General features: G+C 37.2%; 21 protein-coding genes. 9 read left to right on the top strand and 12 right to left on the bottom strand.

Features of this window, described 5'->3' with window-relative positions:
* Positions 1-23 precede the first annotated feature (23 nt).
* The 8 genes from rseP to rpsB form a co-directional block, all read right to left on the bottom strand.
* Complete coding sequence (gene rseP, locus A3Q33_RS16160) at positions 24-1379, bottom strand: sigma E protease regulator RseP (protein ID WP_081180838.1); 1356 nt, start codon at positions 1377-1379, stop codon at positions 24-26.
* 20 nt (positions 1380-1399) lie between these two features.
* A complete protein-coding gene (gene ispC, locus A3Q33_RS16155; protein WP_081180837.1) occupies positions 1400-2599 on the bottom strand; it encodes a 1-deoxy-D-xylulose-5-phosphate reductoisomerase in 1200 nt (399 codons plus the stop codon).
* Positions 2600-2604: 5 nt separating this feature from the next.
* The gene (locus A3Q33_RS16150; protein ID WP_081180836.1) at positions 2605-3471 is read right to left on the bottom strand and encodes a phosphatidate cytidylyltransferase; all 867 of its coding nucleotides are present in this window, start codon (positions 3469-3471) and stop codon (positions 2605-2607) included.
* 76 nt (positions 3472-3547) lie between these two features.
* Positions 3548-4336 carry a polyprenyl diphosphate synthase gene (gene uppS, locus A3Q33_RS16145; RefSeq protein WP_081180835.1) on the bottom strand — a complete coding sequence of 263 codons (789 nt, stop codon included), beginning with the start codon at positions 4334-4336 and terminating at the stop codon, positions 3548-3550.
* Between the two features lie 186 nt (positions 4337-4522).
* Positions 4523-5080, bottom strand: coding sequence for a ribosome recycling factor (gene frr, locus A3Q33_RS16140; RefSeq protein ID WP_081180834.1), 558 nt, complete (start codon positions 5078-5080; stop codon positions 4523-4525).
* Positions 5081-5099: 19 nt separating this feature from the next.
* Complete coding sequence (gene pyrH / locus A3Q33_RS16135) at positions 5100-5840, bottom strand: UMP kinase (protein WP_081153013.1); 741 nt, start codon at positions 5838-5840, stop codon at positions 5100-5102.
* A 284-nt stretch (positions 5841-6124) separates the two neighbouring features.
* Complete coding sequence (gene tsf / locus A3Q33_RS16130) at positions 6125-6997, bottom strand: translation elongation factor Ts (protein WP_081180833.1); 873 nt, start codon at positions 6995-6997, stop codon at positions 6125-6127.
* 94 nt (positions 6998-7091) lie between these two features.
* Positions 7092-7820, bottom strand: a complete 729-nt coding sequence (rpsB, locus tag A3Q33_RS16125) for a 30S ribosomal protein S2 (protein ID WP_081180832.1) — start codon at positions 7818-7820, stop codon at positions 7092-7094.
* Positions 7821-8171: 351 nt separating this feature from the next.
* On the opposite strand from rpsB, the gene A3Q33_RS16120 reads away from it, so the two are divergent.
* The 5 genes from A3Q33_RS16120 to A3Q33_RS16100 all read left to right on the top strand — a co-directional run bounded on the left by A3Q33_RS16120 (position 8172) and on the right by A3Q33_RS16100 (position 14436).
* Positions 8172-8798 (top strand): hypothetical protein, encoded by a 627-nt coding sequence (locus tag A3Q33_RS16120; protein WP_081180831.1) that lies wholly within the window; start codon positions 8172-8174, stop codon positions 8796-8798.
* 417 nt (positions 8799-9215) lie between these two features.
* The gene (gene map / locus A3Q33_RS16115; protein ID WP_081180830.1) at positions 9216-10004 is read left to right on the top strand and encodes a type I methionyl aminopeptidase; all 789 of its coding nucleotides are present in this window, start codon (positions 9216-9218) and stop codon (positions 10002-10004) included.
* A 292-nt stretch (positions 10005-10296) separates the two neighbouring features.
* Complete coding sequence (glnD, locus tag A3Q33_RS16110) at positions 10297-12936, top strand: [protein-PII] uridylyltransferase (RefSeq protein ID WP_231295709.1); 2640 nt, start codon at positions 10297-10299, stop codon at positions 12934-12936.
* Positions 12937-12950: 14 nt separating this feature from the next.
* Complete coding sequence (gene dapD, locus A3Q33_RS16105) at positions 12951-13781, top strand: 2,3,4,5-tetrahydropyridine-2,6-dicarboxylate N-succinyltransferase (RefSeq protein ID WP_081180829.1); 831 nt, start codon at positions 12951-12953, stop codon at positions 13779-13781.
* Between the two features lie 304 nt (positions 13782-14085).
* A complete protein-coding gene (locus A3Q33_RS16100; protein WP_155866794.1) occupies positions 14086-14436 on the top strand; it encodes a hypothetical protein in 351 nt (116 codons plus the stop codon).
* A gap of 92 nt (positions 14437-14528) precedes the next feature.
* Here A3Q33_RS16100 and truC read toward each other — a convergent pair whose 3' ends face one another.
* Entirely contained in the window at positions 14529-15287 is a 759-nt protein-coding gene (truC, locus tag A3Q33_RS16095; RefSeq protein WP_081180827.1) for a tRNA pseudouridine(65) synthase TruC, read from the bottom strand.
* A gap of 519 nt (positions 15288-15806) precedes the next feature.
* On the opposite strand from truC, the gene A3Q33_RS16090 reads away from it, so the two are divergent.
* The 3 genes from A3Q33_RS16090 (at position 15807) to A3Q33_RS16080 (ending at position 18722) form a co-directional block, all read left to right on the top strand.
* Positions 15807-16847 carry a DUF3549 family protein gene (locus tag A3Q33_RS16090; protein ID WP_081180826.1) on the top strand — a complete coding sequence of 347 codons (1041 nt, stop codon included), beginning with the start codon at positions 15807-15809 and terminating at the stop codon, positions 16845-16847.
* An 8-nt stretch (positions 16848-16855) separates the two neighbouring features.
* On the top strand, positions 16856-17155 hold the full coding sequence (locus tag A3Q33_RS16085; RefSeq protein WP_081180825.1) for a DUF3301 domain-containing protein: 300 nt from the start codon (positions 16856-16858) through the stop codon (positions 17153-17155).
* A 448-nt stretch (positions 17156-17603) separates the two neighbouring features.
* A complete protein-coding gene (locus A3Q33_RS16080; RefSeq protein ID WP_081180824.1) occupies positions 17604-18722 on the top strand; it encodes a hypothetical protein in 1119 nt (372 codons plus the stop codon).
* A 754-nt stretch (positions 18723-19476) separates the two neighbouring features.
* On the opposite strand, the gene A3Q33_RS16075 is transcribed toward A3Q33_RS16080, so the two are convergent.
* From A3Q33_RS16075 to A3Q33_RS16065, 3 genes are all read right to left on the bottom strand, one after another.
* Positions 19477-19806 carry a DMT family transporter gene (locus A3Q33_RS16075; RefSeq protein WP_081180823.1) on the bottom strand — a complete coding sequence of 110 codons (330 nt, stop codon included), beginning with the start codon at positions 19804-19806 and terminating at the stop codon, positions 19477-19479.
* Between the two features lie 96 nt (positions 19807-19902).
* On the bottom strand, positions 19903-20553 hold the full coding sequence (locus tag A3Q33_RS16070) for a GNAT family N-acetyltransferase (RefSeq protein ID WP_081180822.1): 651 nt from the start codon (positions 20551-20553) through the stop codon (positions 19903-19905).
* 168 nt (positions 20554-20721) lie between these two features.
* Complete coding sequence (locus A3Q33_RS16065; RefSeq protein ID WP_081180821.1) at positions 20722-21546, bottom strand: choice-of-anchor H family protein; 825 nt, start codon at positions 21544-21546, stop codon at positions 20722-20724.
* A 569-nt stretch (positions 21547-22115) separates the two neighbouring features.
* Between A3Q33_RS16065 and A3Q33_RS16060 the strand changes: the two genes are divergently transcribed.
* Entirely contained in the window at positions 22116-22844 is a 729-nt protein-coding gene (locus A3Q33_RS16060; RefSeq protein ID WP_081180820.1) for a DUF1499 domain-containing protein, read from the top strand.
* The last annotated feature ends 105 nt before the right edge of the window (positions 22845-22949 follow it).

Below are 22949 nucleotides of genomic sequence, written 5' to 3'. Positions count from 1 at the left end.
TTAACTTTATATACTTCTTTTAGTTATAATCGCGATAAATCGTTAAATATGGCGATACTCATTAAGCTTAGTAGCGCTATAGTACCAAATTTAAAACCTATTTCTTGTATTTTTTCTGGCACGGGTTTCCCCGTTAAAAGCTCGATAAAATAATAAAATAAGTGTCCTCCATCTAAAACCGGCAAAGGTAAAAGGTTAATTATGCCAAGGTTGATACTAATTAAGGCTAAAAAGCCTAAAAAGTAGACAAAGCCATAATCAGCGCTATTACCCGCACCTTGTGCAATAGATATTGGGCCACTTAAATTCTTCACTGAGACATCACCGGTAATTAATTTACCGATCATATCAAAACTTAAAACCACTAAATTCCATGTTTTTAACGCACTTTGCTCAAGTGCTGTTATTGGACCATAAGCTTGGTCAAATAAATATTCCTTTGGATAGGGATCTGATACCGGCTGTACGCCTAAATATCCTACGACCTTATCTTGAATTTTTTTTGCTTCAGGGTGAACATTAAGGGTTAATGCTTTTCCATTGCGCATAACACTGACGGGCACACTCTGCTCTGGGTACAGTTTAATTTCATCTGAAAATTTCTGCCATTGACCATTAATGCTTTCATCAGCAATAGACAGTAATTCATCGCCAACCTCTAATCCTGCTTTCTCAGCCGGGCTGCCTTTTGCAACTAAGGCTAATTTGGCCTGCACATTAGCGCGATATGGCATAAAACCTAGGCTTGCCATCGCCGATTCTTTTTCCGGTGCAAAAGACCAATTTTTGGTATTTAAGTTAAAGTCTTGGCTTGATGTTCTGCCTACAGACTTTACCGTAAAGATAATGTTTTCATCGCCTATAGCACTGACTAAGGCTAAATTAACATCTTGCCAATCTACTGTTTTTTTCCCTGAGATTGCAATTATTTCACTATTGCTAGGCAGTTGAGCTTCGCTAGCAATTGAGCCAACAGTAACCTCGCCAACAATCGGTTTAACACTAGGTACACCAATTAAAAACATTAAGTAAAAAGCGACAATGGCAAAGCCAAAATTAGCAAACGGTCCCGCTGCTATAATCGCAATACGTTGATAAACTGACTTGGCATTGAATGTGCGATCTTTTTGCGCTTCACTGACATCATCAACGCGACTATCGAGCATTTTAACGTAACCACCTAGTGGTATCATCGCAATAACAAACTCAGTGCCATGGCGATCAACTTTTCGCCAAATCGCTTTACCAAAACCAATAGAGAAGCGGTCGACTTGCACACCATTTTTCCGTGCAACCCAAAAGTGACCGTATTCATGAACGGTGATCAATATACCCAATGCAACGACAAAAGACGCTAGATTCCAAATAAACTCTATCATGCTACTACTCTATAATTGCTCTAATGTTGGGTTTTAGTAATTAATGATTGTGCAAAAACTCTGACACTTTTATCTAGCGCAACAACATCTTCAATTGATGTCACCTTTTCTGAGACAAATTTATTCACAGAAGTTTCATTTATTTTTGCAATATCAGTAAATTTAATTTTTTCGTTTAAAAAAGCATCAACAGCAATTTCATTGGCGGCATTTAACGCTGTACATGCCCCTTGACCGCTTTTACAAGCGTCTATTGCTAATTTTAAATTGGGATACTTGATAAGATCTACCGCTTCGAATTCAAAGGATTTTGCCGAGAAAAAGTCAAAGGGTTCAACACCTGATTCAATGCGTTGCGGAAAGCTTAAGGCATGTGCGATGGGTGTTCGCATATCTGGATTACCCATTTGGGCAAGTACCGAACCATCTTTATATTGCACCATCGAGTGAATCGTACTTTGTGGATGCAACACGACTTGAATGTCTTCGGGTTCAATATTAAACAACCATTTAGCCTCAATGAATTCTAAGCCTTTATTCATCATGGTAGCGGAATCAACCGATATCTTTCGGCCCATATCCCAATTTGGATGAGCGCATGCTTGTGCTGGCGTAACATTTTCTAGTTCTTCGAGTGTCCAGGTTCTAAAAGGACCTCCTGAACCTGTCAATAACACTTTACTGACCCCTTCATTGGCTAAATCACAATAACCAGGTTGTTGCTGCGCCGTTAGCGGTAGGCACTGAAATATCGCATTGTGTTCACTATCAATAGGTAAGAGCTGAGCACCGGATTTTTTTACCGCGTCAATAAATATCGCCCCGGATGTCACTAAAGCTTCTTTATTCGCCAGTAATACTTTTTTACCTGCTTTGACAGCCGCTAATGTCGGTAGTAAACCTGAGGCACCAACAATGGCTGCTACCACAGTATCTGTAGCAGAGTTTTTTGCTATATCTTCTAGGGCACAAGTGCCTGATGTCACCACAATATCGCTAAGGTTTGCTGTCATTAGTTTACGAGCAAGTGCCTCGGCATGTTGTGTTGAGACCATAACAACTTTGGTTGGACGAAACTCTAGACATTGCGCAAGCATGTCATCAACGCTTGAATAAGCAGACAAACTTACGATATCAAATTTTTCAGGATGTAAGCGCACAACATCTAACGTGCTTTTACCGATTGAACCGGTAGAGCCTAAAATACACAATTTTTGCATTTTATCTACCAACCCAAATAAGCGTAACAAAGCGCATATATAGGAGCTGTTGCCGTTAGGCTGTCAATACGATCTAGAATACCACCGTGTCCTGGTAATATAGTGCCACTATCTTTTACACCCGCTTGACGTTTAAACATGCTTTCATTTAAATCGCCCAGCACAGAAATCGTGGTAATTAAAATCGTTACCGGTATAACTATGCGATATTGTGCCATTGTCCAGTCAATAAAATAACCGGCAATCACTACCATAATACAGGCGAACACAACACCACCTAAAAATCCTTCGAGGGTTTTACCTGGGCTAACGTTTGGTAAAAGCTTACGCTTGCCAATTGACTTACCGACAAAGTACGCACCTACATCAGCACTCCAAACCATTAAGAATAGAAACATCAGCAGCTGTGCGCCATGATAATTATCAACTTGGTACTCGCTGGTTCTCAGTGCCATAAAAGCTAGCCATGTCGGCACTAAGGTCAACCAACCAAAAAGCCCACGAACAGAACGATGACTTGACCAAAACTTACTACAGCGTGGATACAAGAATGTTAAGCCAGCTGATAACAGCCACCATGCAACTGCCAGCCATAATACTATATTAGCTTGCTCAATTAAGTGTTTTGGCGCATCCCATAATTCTTCGAGGGGTATCAAAAACCATAATGTTGCGATTAATATACTGGTGATACTAACGAAAGCGATGCGATAACGTTTGCTAGCACAGCCCATCAGTGGACCCCACTCCCATGCGCCAATGGCCATTACAACCAACATGACTGCTGCAAAGTTAAATAGAGATAAGTAAAAAATCGCCGAAATCGCAGCGGGTGCGAGTATTAATGCAGTGATGATGCGTTGTTTTAACAAACGTTATTCCTTAATAATGCACGGGTTTGTAGAGCTTCCATTTTGCTTATAGTTATAACCTGAAAGTTCAATACCCTTAAGTATTTTTTAATTTTTTTAATTTTTTATTAGTTACTTGCTCACCAGTTTGGCCAAAACGTCGTTCTCGTTGGTCAAACACAGTTATTGCTTTAGTGAATTCTATTTCATTAAAATCTGGCCAAAGCACATCGGTAAAATATAATTCTGCGTAGGCTGCTTGCCAAAGCAAAAAGTTACTAATGCGATAGTCGCCACCTGTTCTAATTAATAAATCTAACTCAGGTAATTGCACTAGACAGGTATATTCATTAAGTGAATCTTCCGTTATCTCTTCAGCCGTGATCTCTTGGCGCGCTACTTTTTCAGCTAATTTTTTTGCTGCCTGAGTAATATCCCATCGCCCACCATAATTAGCAGCAATCGATAATACCATACCTGTATTTTCTGCGGTTAATGCTTCTGATTCTTTTATCATTTTCTGTAATTTACTAGAAAATTTATTTAAATCACCTATTACATTAAATTTAATACCGTTTTTATGTAATCGCTTAACTTCTCTCGTTAAGACAAACATAAAGAGGTCCATCAAAACACTAACTTCGCTTTCTGGACGTTGCCAGTTTTCGCTACTAAAAGCGAATAACGTTAACGCCTTTACACCATTTTTTGCTGCTGCAGCGACAGTAGTTCTCACCGTCTCAACGCCAGATTTGTGACCTGCAGCGCGCTTTTTACCTCTTAACTGAGCCCATCGGCCATTGCCATCCATAATAATGGCAACATGTTGAGGTATTTTGGCTTCTGCTGTTAGCAATTGATTAGTTTGATTATCTGTTTTACTCACATACTCTCCATTGTAAGCTTAACGCTGAGTAGTAAAATATAATTTGGGTATATCCGTTGCACATTAACATGCAATTTCATCGCTAAGCGAAGAAATTAAATCATGCTTAAGCATAATAGACATGCCCTTATATGCAAAAACGCCGTAGTCATTATCTACGGCGTCATGGATTAAGCAATGAAAACTTTAAATTTCCATTAATTCCTTTTCTTTATTGCCTAAAATATCATCAACTTGTTTAATAAACATGTCAGTGATTTTTTGTATTTCATCTTCTGCTTGGTGCATTTCATCTTCACTGATTTCTTTTTCTTTATTCAGTGATTTAATATCTGTATTTGCATCGCGACGAATATTACGTATAGCAACTTTACCGCCTTCGGCTTCACCACGAACGACTTTAACTAAGTCCTTACGGCGCTCTTCTGTCAACGCAGGTAAAGGAATACGAATTAGCGTACCTTGTGATGATGGGTTAAGGCCTAAATCAGACTTTAGAATAGCTTTTTCAACAGCACCAATCATGCCTTTGTCAAATACAGTAATCGCTAACGTACGAGCGTCTGGCACAGAAATATTGCCTACTTGACTAAGTGGCGTGTCCATACCGTAATATTCAACAACAATATTATCAAGTAAAGAACGATGTGCTCGCCCTGTACGTACTTTGTTCAAACTAATTTTTAATGAATCGATACTTTTCGCCATTCTGTCTTGAGCGTCTTGTTTTATTTCGTTTATCACTATTTTATTCCTGCACTAATTAATTTAAATTTTTGGCGTGATCGATTGTTGTACCTTCATCACCACCCATAACAACAGACCTTAACGCACCCGGTTTATTCATGTTAAAAACACGTAGCGTCATGCTGTGGTCACGTGCGAGCGTAAAGGCTGCTAAATCCATCACTTGTAATTCTTTTTCTAAAACATCTTGATAAGTTAAATGACTATACAAAGTTGCATCTGGATTGGTCACCGGATCCTCTGAGTAAATGCCATCAACTTTCGTCGCTTTTAACACCACGTCAGCTTCAATTTCAATGCCGCGTAAGCAAGCTGCTGAGTCGGTTGTGAAAAACGGGTTACCTGTGCCTGCGCTAAAAATAACCACACGGCCAGACTTCAATAAACTAATGGCTTCAGCCCAGTTGTAGCGGTCACAAACACCGGCAAGATCTATAGCCGACATTAGGCGCGTATTGACAAAAGCACGATGTAAAGCGTCACGCATAGCTAAGCCATTCATTACGGTTGCTAGCATACCCATTTGGTCGCCTACCACTCGGTTCATACCGGCTTCTGCTAAGCCTTTACCACGAAATAGATTACCACCGCCAATAACTAAGCCGACCTGAATGCCCATTTCGATTAATTCTTTTATTTCTTGCGCCATACGATCCAAGACTTTTGGATCTATGCCAAAACCTTCTTCGCCCATTAGGGCTTCACCACTAAGTTTTAAAAGGATTCGACGATACATTGGTTTGGGATTGATGCTCATGTAATAAACATTCCTTAAGAATTTTAAATTAAAATAGTCTAGGCCTGATCGACCGCAGCTATTTTAATACGTTTAGCCACGGTTCGAAAGTCAAATATGAAAAAAGTCTAAAGTAGAAGCTATTTATCCTTTATTACTGTTGAAATAGTGTAATTATTGAACGCTATTTCATGATAATAAAAAGGCTCAGACAAAAAAAGCCTATCAAGCCACGAATTTTTGCCAAAAAAAAAGCGCCTACTGGCGCTTTTTCAATTGAGCTAATATCAATTCACCGTAGTAAATTAACCTTTAGCTGCAGCGATTTGTGCTTCTACTTCAGCAGCAAAATCTTCTGATTTTTTCTCAATACCTTCACCAACTTCTAAACGAACAAATGAAGAAACAGTTAAGCCTTTCTCTTTTAAGATAGCACCAACAGTTTTCTTAGGTTCCATAATAAAAGCTTGGCCTGTTAAAGAAATCTCACCAGTAAATTTCTTCATACGGCCGATGATGATTTTTTCAAGTAAATCAACTGGCTTTTTCTTACTTTCTTCAAGCGCATCGTTTTCAGTTTTTAAAATATCTAATTGAATACGTTGTTCATTTTCAATTACGCTTGCAGGAACATCTGCAGGGTTGATGTATTCTGGCTTGCTTGCAGCAACGTGCATAGCAATATGCTTAAGAGATTCAGCATCACCTTCACCAGCAACAACAACGCCAATATTAGCGCCGTGACTATAAGTAGCTAATGAAGCGCCTTCAATGTACTCTACGCGACGAACATTGATGTTTTCACCAATTTTTGTCACTAGTGTAATACGCTTTTCTTCGAATTGAGCTTGTAGCTCTTCGATAGTTACTTTAGAAGCAACAGCCGCATCAGCAACTTCATTAGCAAACGCTAGGAAGTTGTTATCTTTTGCTACGAAATCAGTTTGACAGTTAATTTCTACTAAAGCAGCAACGCCAGCTTCAGTTTTAATTAAAATAGTACCTTCAGCAGCAATGTTACCTGCTTTTTTAGCCGCTTTCGCTTGGCCAGACTTACGCATATTTTCAATCGCAAGTTCCATATCGCCATCAGCTTCTTGTAAAGCTTTCTTACAATCCATCATGCCCGCAGCTGTGCGTTGACGTAATTCTTTAACTTGTGCAGCAGTAATTGCCATGAAATTTTCCTCAATATAAAAAGTGTTCAGTAATTACCACAACAACCTTGGCTGTTGTGGTAATAACAGCATAAAACGTTACTTAAAACTGAATTTATTCAGTTTCAACAAAACCGTCTTTTTCAGCTTGTACTGCGATGTTTTGCTCGCGACCAGAAAGAACAGCATTAGCAGCTGAATCTAAGTATAAGGTCACAGCGCGAATCGCATCATCGTTACCTGGAACGATGTAGTCAACGCCATCTGGATTTGAGTTTGTATCAACAACAGAAATTACTGGAATGCCTAAGTTGTTAGCTTCTTTAATAGAAATGTGCTCGTGATCTGCATCGATGATGAATAAAACATCAGGTAAACCACCCATGTTTTTGATACCACCAAGGCTTTTCTCAAGTTTTTCCATTTCACGAGTACGCATTAAAGCTTCTTTTTTAGTAAGTGCTTCAAAAGTACCGTCAGAGCTTTGAGCTTCAAGATCTTTTAAACGTTTGATTGATTGACGAACTGTTTTCCAGTTAGTCAACATACCACCTAACCAACGGTGATTTACGTAGAATTGATCACATTTTATTGCTGCTTCTTTTATAGCATCGCTTGCTGCGCGTTTAGTACCAACAAATAAAACTTTACCTTTCTTCGAAGAAACATTGCTTAATACAGCAAGAGCTTCGTTGAACATTGGAACAGTTTGTTCAAGGTTGATGATATGAACTTTATCACGTGCACCAAAAATGTATGATTTCATTTTTGGGTTCCAGTAACGGGTTTTGTGACCGAAATGAACACCTGCTTTAAGCATATCGCGCATAGAAACGTTTGGCATGTTTTTTCCTTTGTGGGGTTAAGCGTTCATACATCCAATATACACGACCCTTATTGCGCTTTACTTATCGTAAATTCGCTGAGCACCCCGGTATATCTTTGCTAGATGTATGTGAGTTTAGTTTTAATGTATTGAATTTTTTCAATACCCTTTTAATGCTAAAAATATTTGAAAAAACCATTAGAGATTCAGACAAACAATTTAACGGCGCACTTTATACCATAAACACAAGCAATTGACTAGCTTTTAGCCTGAATTTTACCTGAATAATATTTTATTTTGCTAATGACTAGGATCTTTAATACCAGCGAGTTAAAATTACCTTACTTTTTTCATCAAGCTAATTAAATCATGTCATTGAATACACCAAACGCAGAACTTTTTTATATTTACGATAGTCATTGTCCTTGGAGCTATGCCTCTACAGTATTAGTTGAAAAAGTCTTAAGTGCTTTTCCATCTATTACACTTAGAGCTATGCACGTAGGTTATTACGATGGTGACAATAAAGTATCACCCACTACTATTACTGCCGTTCGAGAATTAAGTCAGGTAACTTTTGGTGCCAATTACATTGATACCCTCAATTATGCTAAAGATTCTACATTAGCGGCTAACTTAATGGCTTGGGTGCAAAACAAATCGGCAAAATCGGCCTTTGAGTTATTGACTAAGTTGCAATACGCACACTTTGTATTAGGTAATGAATTAACTGATCAAGAAAGCGTGAATGATATTATTGACGAACTGAAATTGTCACCACCAGCAAAATGTCTTCAATCTAACAAACTGACTAAAGATGCTGAGTTTGCTATTCATGATATTTTTGAAATTCAGGAAATAATTGGTACGCAAGCTATTCCAGCAATGCTTTTAGCTTGTAATGAAAATTTAGTGTTGTTAAATCACAACCTTTATCTAGAAAGCCCTGAATCTATCATTGATGCGGTTAAGCTTGAGCTAGAAAACTTAGCATAATAAATATGATGGCAATCAACCATTGCCATCAATCATTATTTAACGCCAAAGATTTACAGCAATTAATCAAAGCGCTTAGCGGAATAGTTAACTAATAGCACTGAAATGGTTTTTATTTTTTCTCTGCCGCCCCATCTACTTTACCTAACGACATTATGCGAGCGCTTTGCTTGTTATACTTATTTGATTAATTTAAGTGATCTAATTAATCAAATAAGTATTAAATACTCTCTATATACCATCTAATTATTAACGCTAACGTTTTACGATTGGGCAAAGGTATAAAAAACAGGTAAAATCAGCGATAATTAATTTTTAACTACATAATCATATTTTTTCATGATATTGAGAATATTGATTAAGTCGTTATTTAATTTACCCTTATTACATTATTTACAGCGTCACATTTGAGGTTTTATGACAATTACGATTAAAGATCAGCAAGAAATAGAGAAAATGAGAATTGCGGGGAAGCTTGCTGCAGATGTATTGGAAATGATCGAACCTCATGTTCAAGCAGGCATTACCACTGATCAGCTTAATACCCTATGTGCGGAATATACGGATAAGGTGCAAAATGCAATTTCTGCACCTTTAAATTACCACAATTTTCCAAAGTCCATTTGTACCTCTGTTAACCACGTGGTTTGTCATGGTATTCCAAATGATACGCCTTTAGTAGACGGTGACATTATCAATATCGACATTACGGTTATTAAAGATGGTTACCATGGCGATACCAGTAAAATGTTTCTAATAGGCGAAACGTCTGCTGAAGATAATCGTCTTTGTCGAATCACCCAAGAATCACTCTATGTTGGCCTTAAAAAAGTTAAGCCAGGCAATACTTTTGGCGAAATCGGCACGGCAATTCAAAAATTCATTAAAAAATCGGGTCGTTATTCAATAGTAAAAGAATATTGTGGTCACGGTATCGGCAAAGAATTTCATGAAGAGCCACAAATTGTTCATTATAAAAATAATGACAGTGAAAAAATGCAAGAAGGCATGTGCTTTACCGTTGAACCTATGATTAATTTAGGTCGTGCCAATACTTTGCTTGATAAAGAAGACAATTGGACGGTATATACTTTAGATGGTAAAAAATCAGCGCAATGGGAACATACCGTTGTAGTAACCAAAACGGGCTGTGAAATATTAACCTTACGTAAAGATGATACCATAGCGCGTATACTGCACAATTAAAGTACTTATCAGACAGTAAGTTAATAGCCTTAATGCAATACCAGTGTCATTAATTAGGTGTTCTACTTTCTACACTGGGAATAACTAAAAATTAGGGACTAATTTTATCACTATTGTGCAGGACAATATGTGCCTGCACTACTTACATAACCTGTATTTATGCTGAAATAGTTATAAAGTTAATAACGATATAGTTAGCCCTTAAAATTTGTAGAAATGATCACAAAGTGCGTGAAGCCAGTTTACATTAGCGGCTAATGGCAATCTTAATTAAAAATATGAGAGTTTATTGTTGAATACTACATCTTTAATTCCAGAAAAATACAGTGACGCTCTTGCCATTAGTGCCCCTTCGTTAAGTAGTTCGCAAATTTGTTCATTAGGTAATGAATTTCATCAATGGCAAAAAGAGCAATTCCCCGTTAGTGAGGTTACCTCACTCGTAGCAGCAAGAGCTTTTTATGTCGACCTCATTTTAACCAAACTTTGGTGTCAGCACCATTTAGATGAATTTCAAATCAGTTTAGTTGCTGTTGGTGGTTATGGCCGAAAAGAACTTCATCCTTACTCTGATGTTGATATCTTATTAATTACCCAAGATGTCATCGCTGATGACTTAGCCGATAAAATATCGGCCTTTATTACTCAGCTATGGGATGTAAAACTTGATATTGGCCATAGCGTTCGCAGTATTAAAGAATGTTTAAATCAAGCTATAGATGACGTAACCATCGCCACAAACTTGCTTGAAATGCGACAAATCTGTGGTAATCATGCCTTAGTAACTCAATTACAACCCTTGTTAATTGAAGACATATTTTGGACGTCTGAAAAATTCTTTATTGCCAAACGTAATGAACAATACCAACGCCATCAGCAATACCATGGTGCATCGTACACGCTTGAACCTAACCTTAAATCTAATCCTGGTGGTTTGCGTGATATTCAAACTATTGGTTGGGTTGCCAAACGCCACTTTATGGCTGATACCCTAGAGCAGCTTATTGACCATCATTACTTAACCAGTAATGAATTTTTCGAACTACTCGAATGTCAAGATTACCTGTGGCGTATGCGTTGTGCTTTGCACTTTATCGCTGGGCGTAATGAAAACCGCTTACTTTTTGATTATCAGGCCGATGTTGCTGAGCTAATGGGCTTTGGTGACGGTGGCAAGCTCGCTATTGAGCGTATGATGAAACGCTTTTTCCGCATAATATCAAGAGTTTCAGAGCTTAATAGAATGCTATTACAGCATTTCGAATACGCCATTTTAAACGAAAAGAAACACAGTAAAGAAATTGTACTCAATGATGACTTTGTCATAATCGATGGCCAAATCAAGGTTTGTGATAAGCGGGTTTTCACCCGTTCTACCATGATCATGGAAATGTTTTTACTGATTGCTCAACATAAAGAAATTACCGATTTACACCCTGAGACTTTGCGTTTAATGCGTAATGCCCGACGCCGTCTGGTGTCAGGCATGATCGACTATGAACGCTGCCGCGAAATATTTATCGCCCTGATCAAGCACCCTCGCGGCTTAGGATTAGCATTTACCCTAATGCACCGACATTCTATTATTGGTGCCTATTTACCACTTTGGCGCAACATTGTAGGCCAAATGCAGTTCGATTTATTTCATGCCTACTCTGTCGACGAGCATAGCTTTCGTCTATTGAAAAACTTGTATCGTTTTAGCCAAGTTGAACACAATAAAGAATACCCATTGTGTAGCAAAATTGTCCAACGTGTACGAAAACCAGAATTGTTATATTTTGCGGGAATCTTTCACGACATTGCCAAAGGGAGAGGCGGCGACCATGCAAAACTTGGCGCAATTGACGCATTAGATTTTGCTAAAATCCATAAACTGGGTGATCACGATGGACGCTTAATAGCGTGGTTAGTAGAAAAACATTTATTAATGTCAGTTACCGCTCAGCGAAGAGATATATCTGATCCGGAAGTGATTAAAACTTTCGCCGAAATTGTGCGTGATGAAGCTCATCTTGACTATTTGTATTGTTTAACGGTTGCCGACATGAGAGCTACCAACGAAAGTTTGTGGAATAGTTGGAAAGCTAACTTACTAGAAGATTTATATTACAGTACGAAGCGCGCCTTTAGACGTGGCCTTGAAAAACCGGTGGATTTAAGAGCAAAAATTAGAGAAAACCAACAACAAGCCATTGCTATTTTAAAAGCGGAAACTATAGATCAAGAACGATTAAAGCAATTGTGGAAAGAGTTTAAAGCGGATTATTTTTTACGCTATTCACCTGAACAGATTGCTTGGCACTTTAAACATATATTGTCACACAACAAAGATAAGCCTTTGGTCATTATTAGCCCGAAACCTTATCGTGGTGGTACAGAAGTATTCGTTTATACAAAAGATAAACCCAATATATTTTACAATATTGTCTCATTGCTGGGTGCGAAAAAACTCTCAATTCATGATGCAAAAATCACGACCAATAAATCGGGCTACACAGCCAACACTTTTGTTGTGTTAGACAATCGTAACAAGGCCATTAATGATAGCGCGAGAGCCTTGAGTATAGCGCGTTCTTTAAGTGTTAAATTAGCCTCAAAGCAAATCAGAATAAAGCCAAAACCACTGGCAAAAAGATTTCGACAATTTAAAGTGCCAACACATGTCAGCTATATTAAAGGGGCGGGGAAAAACCGCACTATGCTAGAAATTGTAGCCTTAGACCATCCTGGTTTGTTAGCAAATATTGCGGCTATTTTTCAAAAATGTAATATACAAATACATTCAGCTAAAATCACCACATTTGGTGAAAAAGCTGAAGATGTATTTACGATTTCAAACAATGACAATCAATCATTAACTGATGCGCAAAAAGCCTCATTAGAGGCTATGCTTTGCAATGATAGCCAGCGACAAATTTTACCAAATTAATATTAGGAATTATAATGTTAGAGTTACAAACAATTATTGAGCAAGCGTTCGAAGATCGCATGAACATTAGCCCAGCCAGTGTTTCCGTTGAAGTAAAACAAGCAGTATTAGATGCATTAGCCGCATTAAATAATGGCTCAGCTCGCGTAGCAGAAAAAATCGCCGGTGAATGGGTTGTTCACCAATGGCTTAAAAAGGCGGTATTACTGTCATTTAGAATTTGGGACAATGAAGTAATCGACGGAGCAGAAAGTAAATTTTTCGATAAAGTTCCGATGAAATACACTGATTATAGCCACGCTGACTTTGTTGCTGACGGTGTTAGAGTTGTACCGGGTGCTTCTGTGCGTACTGGTAGCTATATTGGTAAGAATGTTGTGATAATGCCAAGCTTTGTTAACATCGGCGCTTACGTAGATGAAGGCTGTATGGTTGACGGATGGGCTACTGTCGGTTCTTGTGCTCAAATTGGTAAAAACGTACATTTATCAGGTGGCGTTGGTATTGGTGGCGTACTTGAACCCTTGCAAGCGGGACCAACCATTATTGAAGACAACTGTTTTATTGGTGCCCGCTCTGAAATTGTAGAAGGCGTAGTAGTGGAAGAAGGCGCAGTAATTTCTATGGGTGTTTACATAGGTCAAAGTACCCGTATTTATGATAGAGAAACGGGCGAAGTTCATTATGGTCGAGTACCTGCAGGCTCAGTAGTCGTTCCAGGTAACTTACCATCTAAATGTGGCACCTATAGTTTATATGCTGCAATTATAGTTAAAAAAGTTGACGCTAAAACCCGTGCAAAAGTAGGTATTAATGCTTTGCTACGCTCTGTTTCTGAAGAGTAACTAGCCACTTTTATAACAAAGCCACACAGTTTTATTTTCTATATTATTGTGTGGTTTTGCCAAGTGCTGTTTTTTTGACACATCACTTATCACTTCTATTAACCAAACAAAACTTGCTCGTTATCTCACCAAAAATAATAGTCTTTAAATTTTACACTCAACTTTAAAACAATAAAATAAAACATAAAATCATTAAGTTAACAAAAACCCTCCCTTATAAAAAACAATCTATACTGAGTCAAAATCACAATTGGCATAACCTTTGCGATAGTGATTATTAGTATTCTTAATCCAAACAAACTTTATGAAAAAATTACCCATACTGATCGCTATTTTAATTATTACGTTACTATCGGCATGTAATTCAACACCGAAAGTAGTCATTGTGAAAAAACCTCTTATATCAGACCATTATTTAATGCTGAGTTTGTTAAACCGTGAAATAACGCAAGACCAACAAATGATGTTAGCTTTTGCAGCACATCGAGCAAGTTATCAAAGCCCATATTTTGTCAACGCAGTCGACATTAGAGGGCCAAAAAATAATGAGTTCAATAACGGCTTCAATGGGGAATACAAAACAAGACCCACACACAGTTATAGTAAATTAATTGCCCAAGATTTTAACTCTGTGCAAATTAGTGGCCCGAATTAATTCGGCGGGTATAACTTTAAAGGGTATAACTTCAAAGGGTTCAACTTCAAAGGTATGATTACTGAATGCGATTTATGAGGTATTAAACGTGTTTAGTATGACCAATCAAATTCACTAAATACTTGCTGCCATTGGGTATCGAATTCAGCTTCAATCGTCAACGTTTGCGCTGTAACTGGATGCAGAAAACTGACTTGTTTAGCTATCAGCATTAAACGCTTAAAACCGAAGTGTTCACCAAAAAATGGATTTTGCTTATTATCACCATAATTTATATCACCGATTATGGGATGACGTAAATGCGCGAGATGACGCCTAATTTGATGACGACGCCCAGTTTGTGGCTGACATTTAATTAACGAATACCGGACGCTTGAATACTTACCTAATGGCAACGGTAATGACGCTGTGGCAACCGACTGGTAATTAGTGGTTGCACTTTGCGCTTCTTTGTCACGACTAACATTTTTATCCCCTAAATCATCAAGCTTTTCTTTTAGCGGATAGTCAATTATACCATCACCTAGTAAATGGCCTCGTGTTAACGCATAGTAGGTTTTTTGTATTTCTCTCTCGCTAAAAGCCTGGCCCATCAAGCGCGCAACGTCTTGCGTTAAAGCAAAGAGCAAAACACCTGATGTGGGTCTATCAAGTCTATGTAAAGGATAAACATATTGGCCAATTTGATCGCGTAAAAGCTGCAAGGCAAAGTAAATTTCATCCTTGTCCATAAAGCTACGATGGACGAAAAGTCCCGCGGGTTTATCAACCGCGACTAGGTACTCATCTTGATATAAAATTTTTAATACAGGTTTTTCAACAATTACCGTACCGGCATTTTTAATTGTCATGCGAGTGCATTCTTCTCATATTAGTGATTGTCATTAGCGACCCTTTCAGTGACAGCTATTATTATTCATTGATGTAAATGTTATAACGAATACCTTGATACGAGTACTGTTATGCCAATTCAGTATCTCTCTATAAATGTATTATACCCATTTGATTAATTGCGTGTTCTACTTTTTCATGAGGAAAAATGGATCATGACAAGGCATAAAATGTGGTCAGTAGATATGCTACTTATAAATTTTATAACGCCGTCGTTATTAATTTGAGCCATTAAAAATGAGCTGCTAATTAATCAATTTGGTATTATATAAGTGGTTGTACAAAACCTGTAAATATACAGCACTTGCTCGATGCGATTAAACATCAACGGTTCATTGCAAACAAATACTAGAAAAGCGACCGCTGTTAATGGGTATAAATGATTAACGGTGGAGTTAAAGCGCTATTATCTCTATAATAATGCGCCTTAACAATGGGTACTTAATTCTATCAACTTTTAATGGCGACAGTATTATTCTATGAGTAAATCTTCGGAAACTATTTCTTCAATATCAGCATTACTGAGCTTATCTGACTCTCAATATCGTATTTTCGATATTGGTCGTCGTATAGATAAAATATCAAAAGAACAATTTGAAAAAATTGAAGCGGCCGAACTCCCCTACCCATTTCCGACCCAAGGTCATGCACTGCTTGCTATTGCGTTTTGGCAAAAGCAATCCTCTAGCCCTTACTTATGGTTTATCAAACTGCCATTAGACGAGCGTGGCTTATTAAACCAAGGTGCCAGAAATCATTTTATTGCCATTATTATTGAAGCACTAGGTGAAAACCTCACGGTAAGTCCAACCGAACAACAAGAGGCTTTACTTAAGAAAAATCCTTATCATTTTACACCCGCGCAGTACAAGTTAGCGGCAGTAAACAGTGTTGTATCAACATCGCTTAAACAAGCTGCCAGCAAGTTTTATGCACCTGCACAAAGTTACTTGTCGGGTGAAAACGGATGGGATGCTTGGCAAGAGATTGGCGTGCAAGGGTTATCCGACTTTTCTTTTCGATTAAATGAAACAAACAATAGCGAAATTTTAGTCAAGGCTATTAATTTTGTGCCTGAACAAGTACTAGTACCATTATGTTCAGCGCTTGAAAACATGACTTTACCAGCAGAAGTTATTACACAAATAATAACACGTTATCAACAAGATAAAGCTAATAAAAACAACACCGCTGCTGTTGCATTGCTACGTGCACTTGCATCAAGTACACAACATCCTATTAGTCAAAAATTTCTCATTACATTAATCAAAGATAATGCCCTAGAAGATGAAGTACTCATTATTATCGCGGGTCGTTTATGGCCGATATTGAATGATGAAGATATTCTTTTTGTCTATTTAGAACAATTGATAAAAGATAATGATTACGAGTTATTTACGGCAATATTTAAAGATTTAGTTGCAATACCAATGATACGCCCCGTAATATTGCAAGCTATTCGCTCACCAAAACGCAGCCCTAATTTGGCAAAAGCCATAGGCATACTTTTTAAACAATAGGCATTCTCATGGAAAATATTTACTATTTACTTTTTATCGGGCTACTCTTCTGGTATTTCGTATATTTGCGAAAAGTTGCTGAGTATGCGCGCTCCCATGCTGATAGTTATTGTAAACAAGAAAATTTACAATTCTTAGCGATAGGACGTCTATCAAGTCGCTTTAGATTTTCTAAACGCTTTGGACCCCATTGGATCAGCAACTTCGATTTTGAATTCAGTGGTGATGGCGAATCAACATACCATGGCACCATGACATTACGTGGTTACAAACTTGATAATATCGACACGCCGCCCTATCGAGTGTAAAAATAAACCAGCAGACACAGAAAAAGCGACGTAATGTCGCTTTTTCATTTTAAATACTTTTGATTTGTGAAATATAATTATACCAAGTTGATTAATCAAAGGGGCTTTACTAGAACAAATCCCATAAAATCAATCATTTACGTTAAGTCCTAAAAATAACAGAACGATAATGTTGTAGTTCACGGGGTTATTCAGTAAAAATGAGCAGATCATGAGTAATATTGCTATTTAACTCTATAGTTTTACGATGACTATAAAAATCCAGTTTATTAACCGAACAATTGCTATCAATGGCGATCGATACCTTTCAAAGAATAAACAAATCTCTTAGATAGACTGACTTTACAGATAAAATTGGTTACCCTTGCCCATTCTCATTGACGTTTTATTTTAATATTTTTAAAACGAGTATCTACATTGATACAAATTACTTATTTCCGGGGGTTTTGTGCAACTTATCAAGTCACTATTTTGCTGGCAGGGTTTTGATAACCGACTACGTTTTATGGTCATTAATCTTTCAAGTGTTCTTGTTTTCATTATGCTTAACGAGAGCTTTACTGATTTTAAAGTAGCTGCTATTGCCATACTACTGTTTTGCTCATCCATATCTTTAGTAACGGCTAGACGCCGACTTAATGATGCAAAATTTCATAACAATTTACTCCTAGCCCCTGCAGGGAGCTTTTTAGTCACAGGTTTAATTATTATTTTTACCGGGCTTACCAGTGCCTATTGGTTATTATTAATTCCTTTTTTCTTCGCTTTATTGTTATTAACTTACCCAAGTAAAAACCAAAGCCGCTATATACTTGGCTATAACGGTCCAGTTAATTTATCAGATTTTCAAAAAGTAGAAAAAACCAGTGCTCAGAATAACAAACGTGTTGAACCGACAATGAATGGTATACATGTTAATCAACCATCGGCAATTACAAGTCAGCCTACAACTTTTACCGATAACGTTGAACATGCAACTTCAGCTAATGCAGCAAACCACGCTAGCGCGAATGCACAACACAAGTTAGAGCTTGGTGAATCAATTCGATTAGCACTGTTTAATACAAAATATGCTCGAATCACTATCTCATTTTTTAGTTTATTATTGGTATTAGCATTGGCACTACCTTTTATGTTTTCAGGTCCAACGCCAATAACGCCTCAAATTGAGCAAATAAGCGAAGCAACAGAAGCAAAAGCTAGTTTTCAACATAAACTAACGCTACAAGACAACTTTTCCATTATGATCGCCGCCGAAAACGCGATTGTTATCCACTGGCCAGCCAATGTAGAAGATAACCAAGACAGATGGACCTTAGGCTCTGCTCAGGGCGATAAAAGCTGTCAAGAGATTGCATTTAATAAAGAAGCAGCTATTAGAACTTATCGTGTTAGCGCAATTGATAATGGTTTTTATGCCTACTTTTCGCCATTAGACACTAAAGCATTAATTAAAAATATCGCTTTTAAAAACAACTTCACTCTCTGCGGCTATAATTTCTCGCTAAAAGGTAGTCAAGCAACCTTAGGAAAATCGGAATTTTATGCTCACTTAATTGAATATTAATCAAATACAATTAATGGTTATAAATTAACTGACATGCCCAACGTTATGCGCTGGAAGAGCAATCCGTATAAATGTTCAAGCACTAATGAGGTTGGTATAATCATATCGGCATTTTTAGGGAGGGTAGTTTAGTAAATTTTAGGCAAAAAAAAGCGGTTCAATGAACCGCATTTCTATAACTAGCTTATATGCATCCTGCATAAATATATAATGTTCCCGCTTCATCCATAAAGAGCCATCCCTAGCCTTTCCTAGCAAACCTTTTGCTGTCCTCATTATCCATAAAAGTAACTATCCTAGTTACATCAATTGTCTATATTCATCATCCTGACGATCATTCCGTGACAATTTTTTCCTTCTATCCTTGCGAGACATCCTATCTCTTTGCTAATCTAAGCATCCTGTTGGTATATCCATACCGTTATTCGTAATCCCTTTGTCTTCCTGACAGGTATAATAGTAGACTAAATGCAAACTTTTCAAAGCAGGTAATTTTCAATAATTTAACTACAAACAAACGCCACTCACAGAAAATAAAAACAAAAGCATTTAAAACAATAACTTACAATAAAGTTATTAGTATATCCCCCCATCAAAAACATTATCTCGCACAACAATGTGAGACATGTCTTACATTGTTTAAGTACATTTAGGCAATTATAAAATAAGGAAAAAAATGTTATTTGAAGTAGTGTTTAGCTGGTATTTTCCATCAACACTAAATTTGACGAATTAGCATCATATTATTTATAGATTAATGGCTAACAGTTTTTGAAAAGACATTAATAATTATTACACCTAAAATAATTAAAAACATACCGATTAACGCGGGTAAGTCTGGAATTTCTTCATACAAAATAGCACTGATAGTGGCAATTAAGGCAATTCCCATACCCGCCCATATGGCGTAAGCAACGCCTATTGGCACAGTTTTGAGGACTAATGATAAAAAATAGAATGCGGCTGCATAACCAATAACACAAACGGTGCTAGAAGTAGCATGAGAAAAGCCTTCTGACTCTTTTAGTGCCATTGTAGCTATAACTTCAGAACCAATTGCTAACGCTAAATACCAATAGCCCATAATCACTCCTTTGAAATAATAAATATTAATAAAGGATAATTATATACTAGTGTAGCGTTACTTTACTGCAGAAAATTGGGCTTAAACTGCTAATGATTAACTTTCGGCTGTTTCTCGATAATAAACCATCAAAGAACCCGATACATTACCCACAGCAACCTCTTTAATGAACTGATAGTTCACATCTTTAAAGAAGGCTTTATATTTTTTACTCGTAGCATAAACAGCAACACCTTCACTATCTTTATGTTCTGCCAAAATAGTATTTACGGCCGCCATTAAATAATGACCAAAACCATGATGTTGATGTAAAGGATGTATGGCAATAAAAGATAACATGTGAAATTTCTTCAATGGCACCGAAGATAAAACAACCTTTTCTTTTTCAATCATTTGTTTGGTACTAAAGTACCCTGCACCCAGCATCATTTTCAGACGCCAATGCCAAAATCGCTCAGATGATACACCTTCTTCAGGGTCATTCAAACAGGCAACGCCCACTATTGTTTCACCTAAATACAAGCCTATCATTGGCTGCTTTGCTTGCCAAAAAGCATTTAGCTCTTCACGAATAGCAGCACGAAGGCGCTGTTCGTAATCACTTTTATCAGATGCAAATATTTCCAGAAATACCGGATCGTCATGATAGGCTTGGTATAACAACGATGCGGCTAATTTTAAGTCTTGAGCTGATAGATAAGCTGCTTTTATATCGACATTACTTTTGTCAATGGCTTCTGATGACATCTAGAGTCCCTCATAAATGGTGCGATTTTTTGTTATTTTTATCGGTTCACCATATCAGGATAGTTGAAATCAGGTCAAATTATATTACTAGGCGAAATATATAGGCGTAAATATAGCCATTGACGGGAATCATCATGATATGACCGCAAATATCTTAACTTATTGTTATTACTTCAATTTAATCAGGCGTACTCCTAATACTAATAGCGCGCCAAACAATAACCAAATACCGCCTCCTGAGTGTTTTTCGTAGTATTCAACCTCAACATATTCGACTTCAATGTATTCAGGATCATAGTCACTACTTTCTAATGGCAGTGCATAAAGTTCGTTACTGTCATTTGAACTGTAAGTAGCCACCACATCACTATAACCTACTTCATACAAGTCAATTAACACGTCGTAATAGTCGGGTACATAGCCAGAATCTAATTCCGTAACCACCTCAAACTCATCGTCTGTATTTTCCCCCGTTATAACAAAATCGTCAGTAGAGAAATACAATACCCAAGGACCACCATTTTGACTTAGGTATAAGTCGGCATAAACAACCGCTTGTTCATTAGCCATTGGTGATAATAAATCTGCATCGAAAACAACGCTAAATGTCTGATAATAGCCATCTTCGTCTATATCCGTAATAAGTTGACTATAGCCAGTGTAAATTGAAAAACTGTGATAAAAACTAGAACTATAAACAACACTTTGGCTTGAAGATGATGTTGAAGATGTTGACGCAAGGTTTTTTTCTTTTTGTTGGCGAGCAAGTGTTACCTCCGTTCTATTCATGCCTTTAAATGCTAAGGTCCTCTGGGATTTACCGTCTGATTTTATAGAGTCAATATTACTTTTTGTCCCGCCAACAGAGTTACTTACCTGTTCAATTGTTGTCGATGTTTGTGCAAGAGATATTTGGCTTACTAAAAGTAATGTTGCTGTTAAATTGATGGTTAACTTTTTATTAAAAGTTTTCTTAAATAGTATATTAAACATAATGACAGCCTTTAAATTGGGTATGACTGTCATTTAACCAGAGTTATTCTGAACCGAAGCTGAACAATGTTCACTTAATTTGTAGATAATTACCTTAGCTTTGTCACTTAATCACAATAAATTTGCTGATTCTTAATAGGCATTATTACCATTAAATAACATCTACGTTTACCACCAAACACCCTTTATATTCACCATCAGTTTTTTTCAATGAATGCTCGTCTTAATACGTAAACAGGCCTTAAGACTTATATTTACATTTATAATGGCAAGTATTCAGATATTGCAGACATTAGAAAAGAGATTGATGTTTAATTTAAAGTTTAAGATCCAATACTGACATATTTACGTATGTACTTTGGATAATATATATAGGTCGTTAGTCATTAATTTACGGTATTTATTTTTACTATCGCTAACGTTAGCGTTTAAGTGAAAAGCACTTTTTATATGTCAGTATAAGTGTCAAAATGCCGGCTGTTGTTCAATGCACTAAACATGGCTTTTGACGTTTAGACTTACGAAACCAATTGTAATTAGTACGCCATATCAAAAACTTGAGGATATTTATGTTAATTAACACCATCACCAAAGCCTGTAAGGCCGTTGTTATTCCTTTGCTGTTAGGGTTTCCTATCGCTGTGATCGCTTATCGAATGGAATTATGGCCGATGGGAGTGTCTTTTCAAATTATTAAATATACGGGTTATGCCAGTATTGCTGTATTAGCAGTGTCGATATTGATTGGGTTTTTTACTCTCTTTAAGAAACAATATCCATTGGCAAAACGTTGTGCTTTTATTGCGATATTATCTGCAATACCTGTTATAGGTTTGTCGATGCAAGCTTCTAAAGCGAAATCACTACCTTTTCTACATCAAGTGACTACTGATACGGTTAATTTACCTAAATTTAACGCCATTATAGCCTTGCGTGGCGAAAACAGTAATCCGCTAGCTTATGACCAAGAAAAGCTTGCGCCACTACAATTAGCTGCATACCCAGAATTAAAGCCAATACTTAGTCAATTAAATAAAGAGCAAGCGTTTGCTAAAGCCCTTGAAGTTGCCTTAAATTTAGGCTGGGAAGTTATCGCTAAAAATGAGCAACAAGGCCTTATTGAAGCGGTTGAAACTACGGCACTATGGGCATTTAAAGATGATATTGCTATTCGTGTTCAAGCATTAGGGACAGGTAGTAAAGTAGATTTGCGTTCAATTTCACGTATTGGCGGTACAGATCTGGGTGCTAATGCTGCTCGTATTGAAAAATTTATCGCGGTTTTCTCTGATAAATAAATAAAAATACAATCACTGATTATCACAACCAGTATTAAAATAAGGGCATCATTTGATGCCCTTTTTACCAACGGGGTCATACCCGCGATGTCAACTTCGTTGGAA

Source organism: Colwellia sp. PAMC 21821, assembly GCF_002077175.1.
Classification (GTDB): Bacteria; Pseudomonadota; Gammaproteobacteria; order Enterobacterales; family Alteromonadaceae; genus Cognaticolwellia.
The sequence above is the reverse complement of the archived record's forward strand: the minus strand, read 5'-3'. Positions and strand labels throughout refer to the sequence as shown.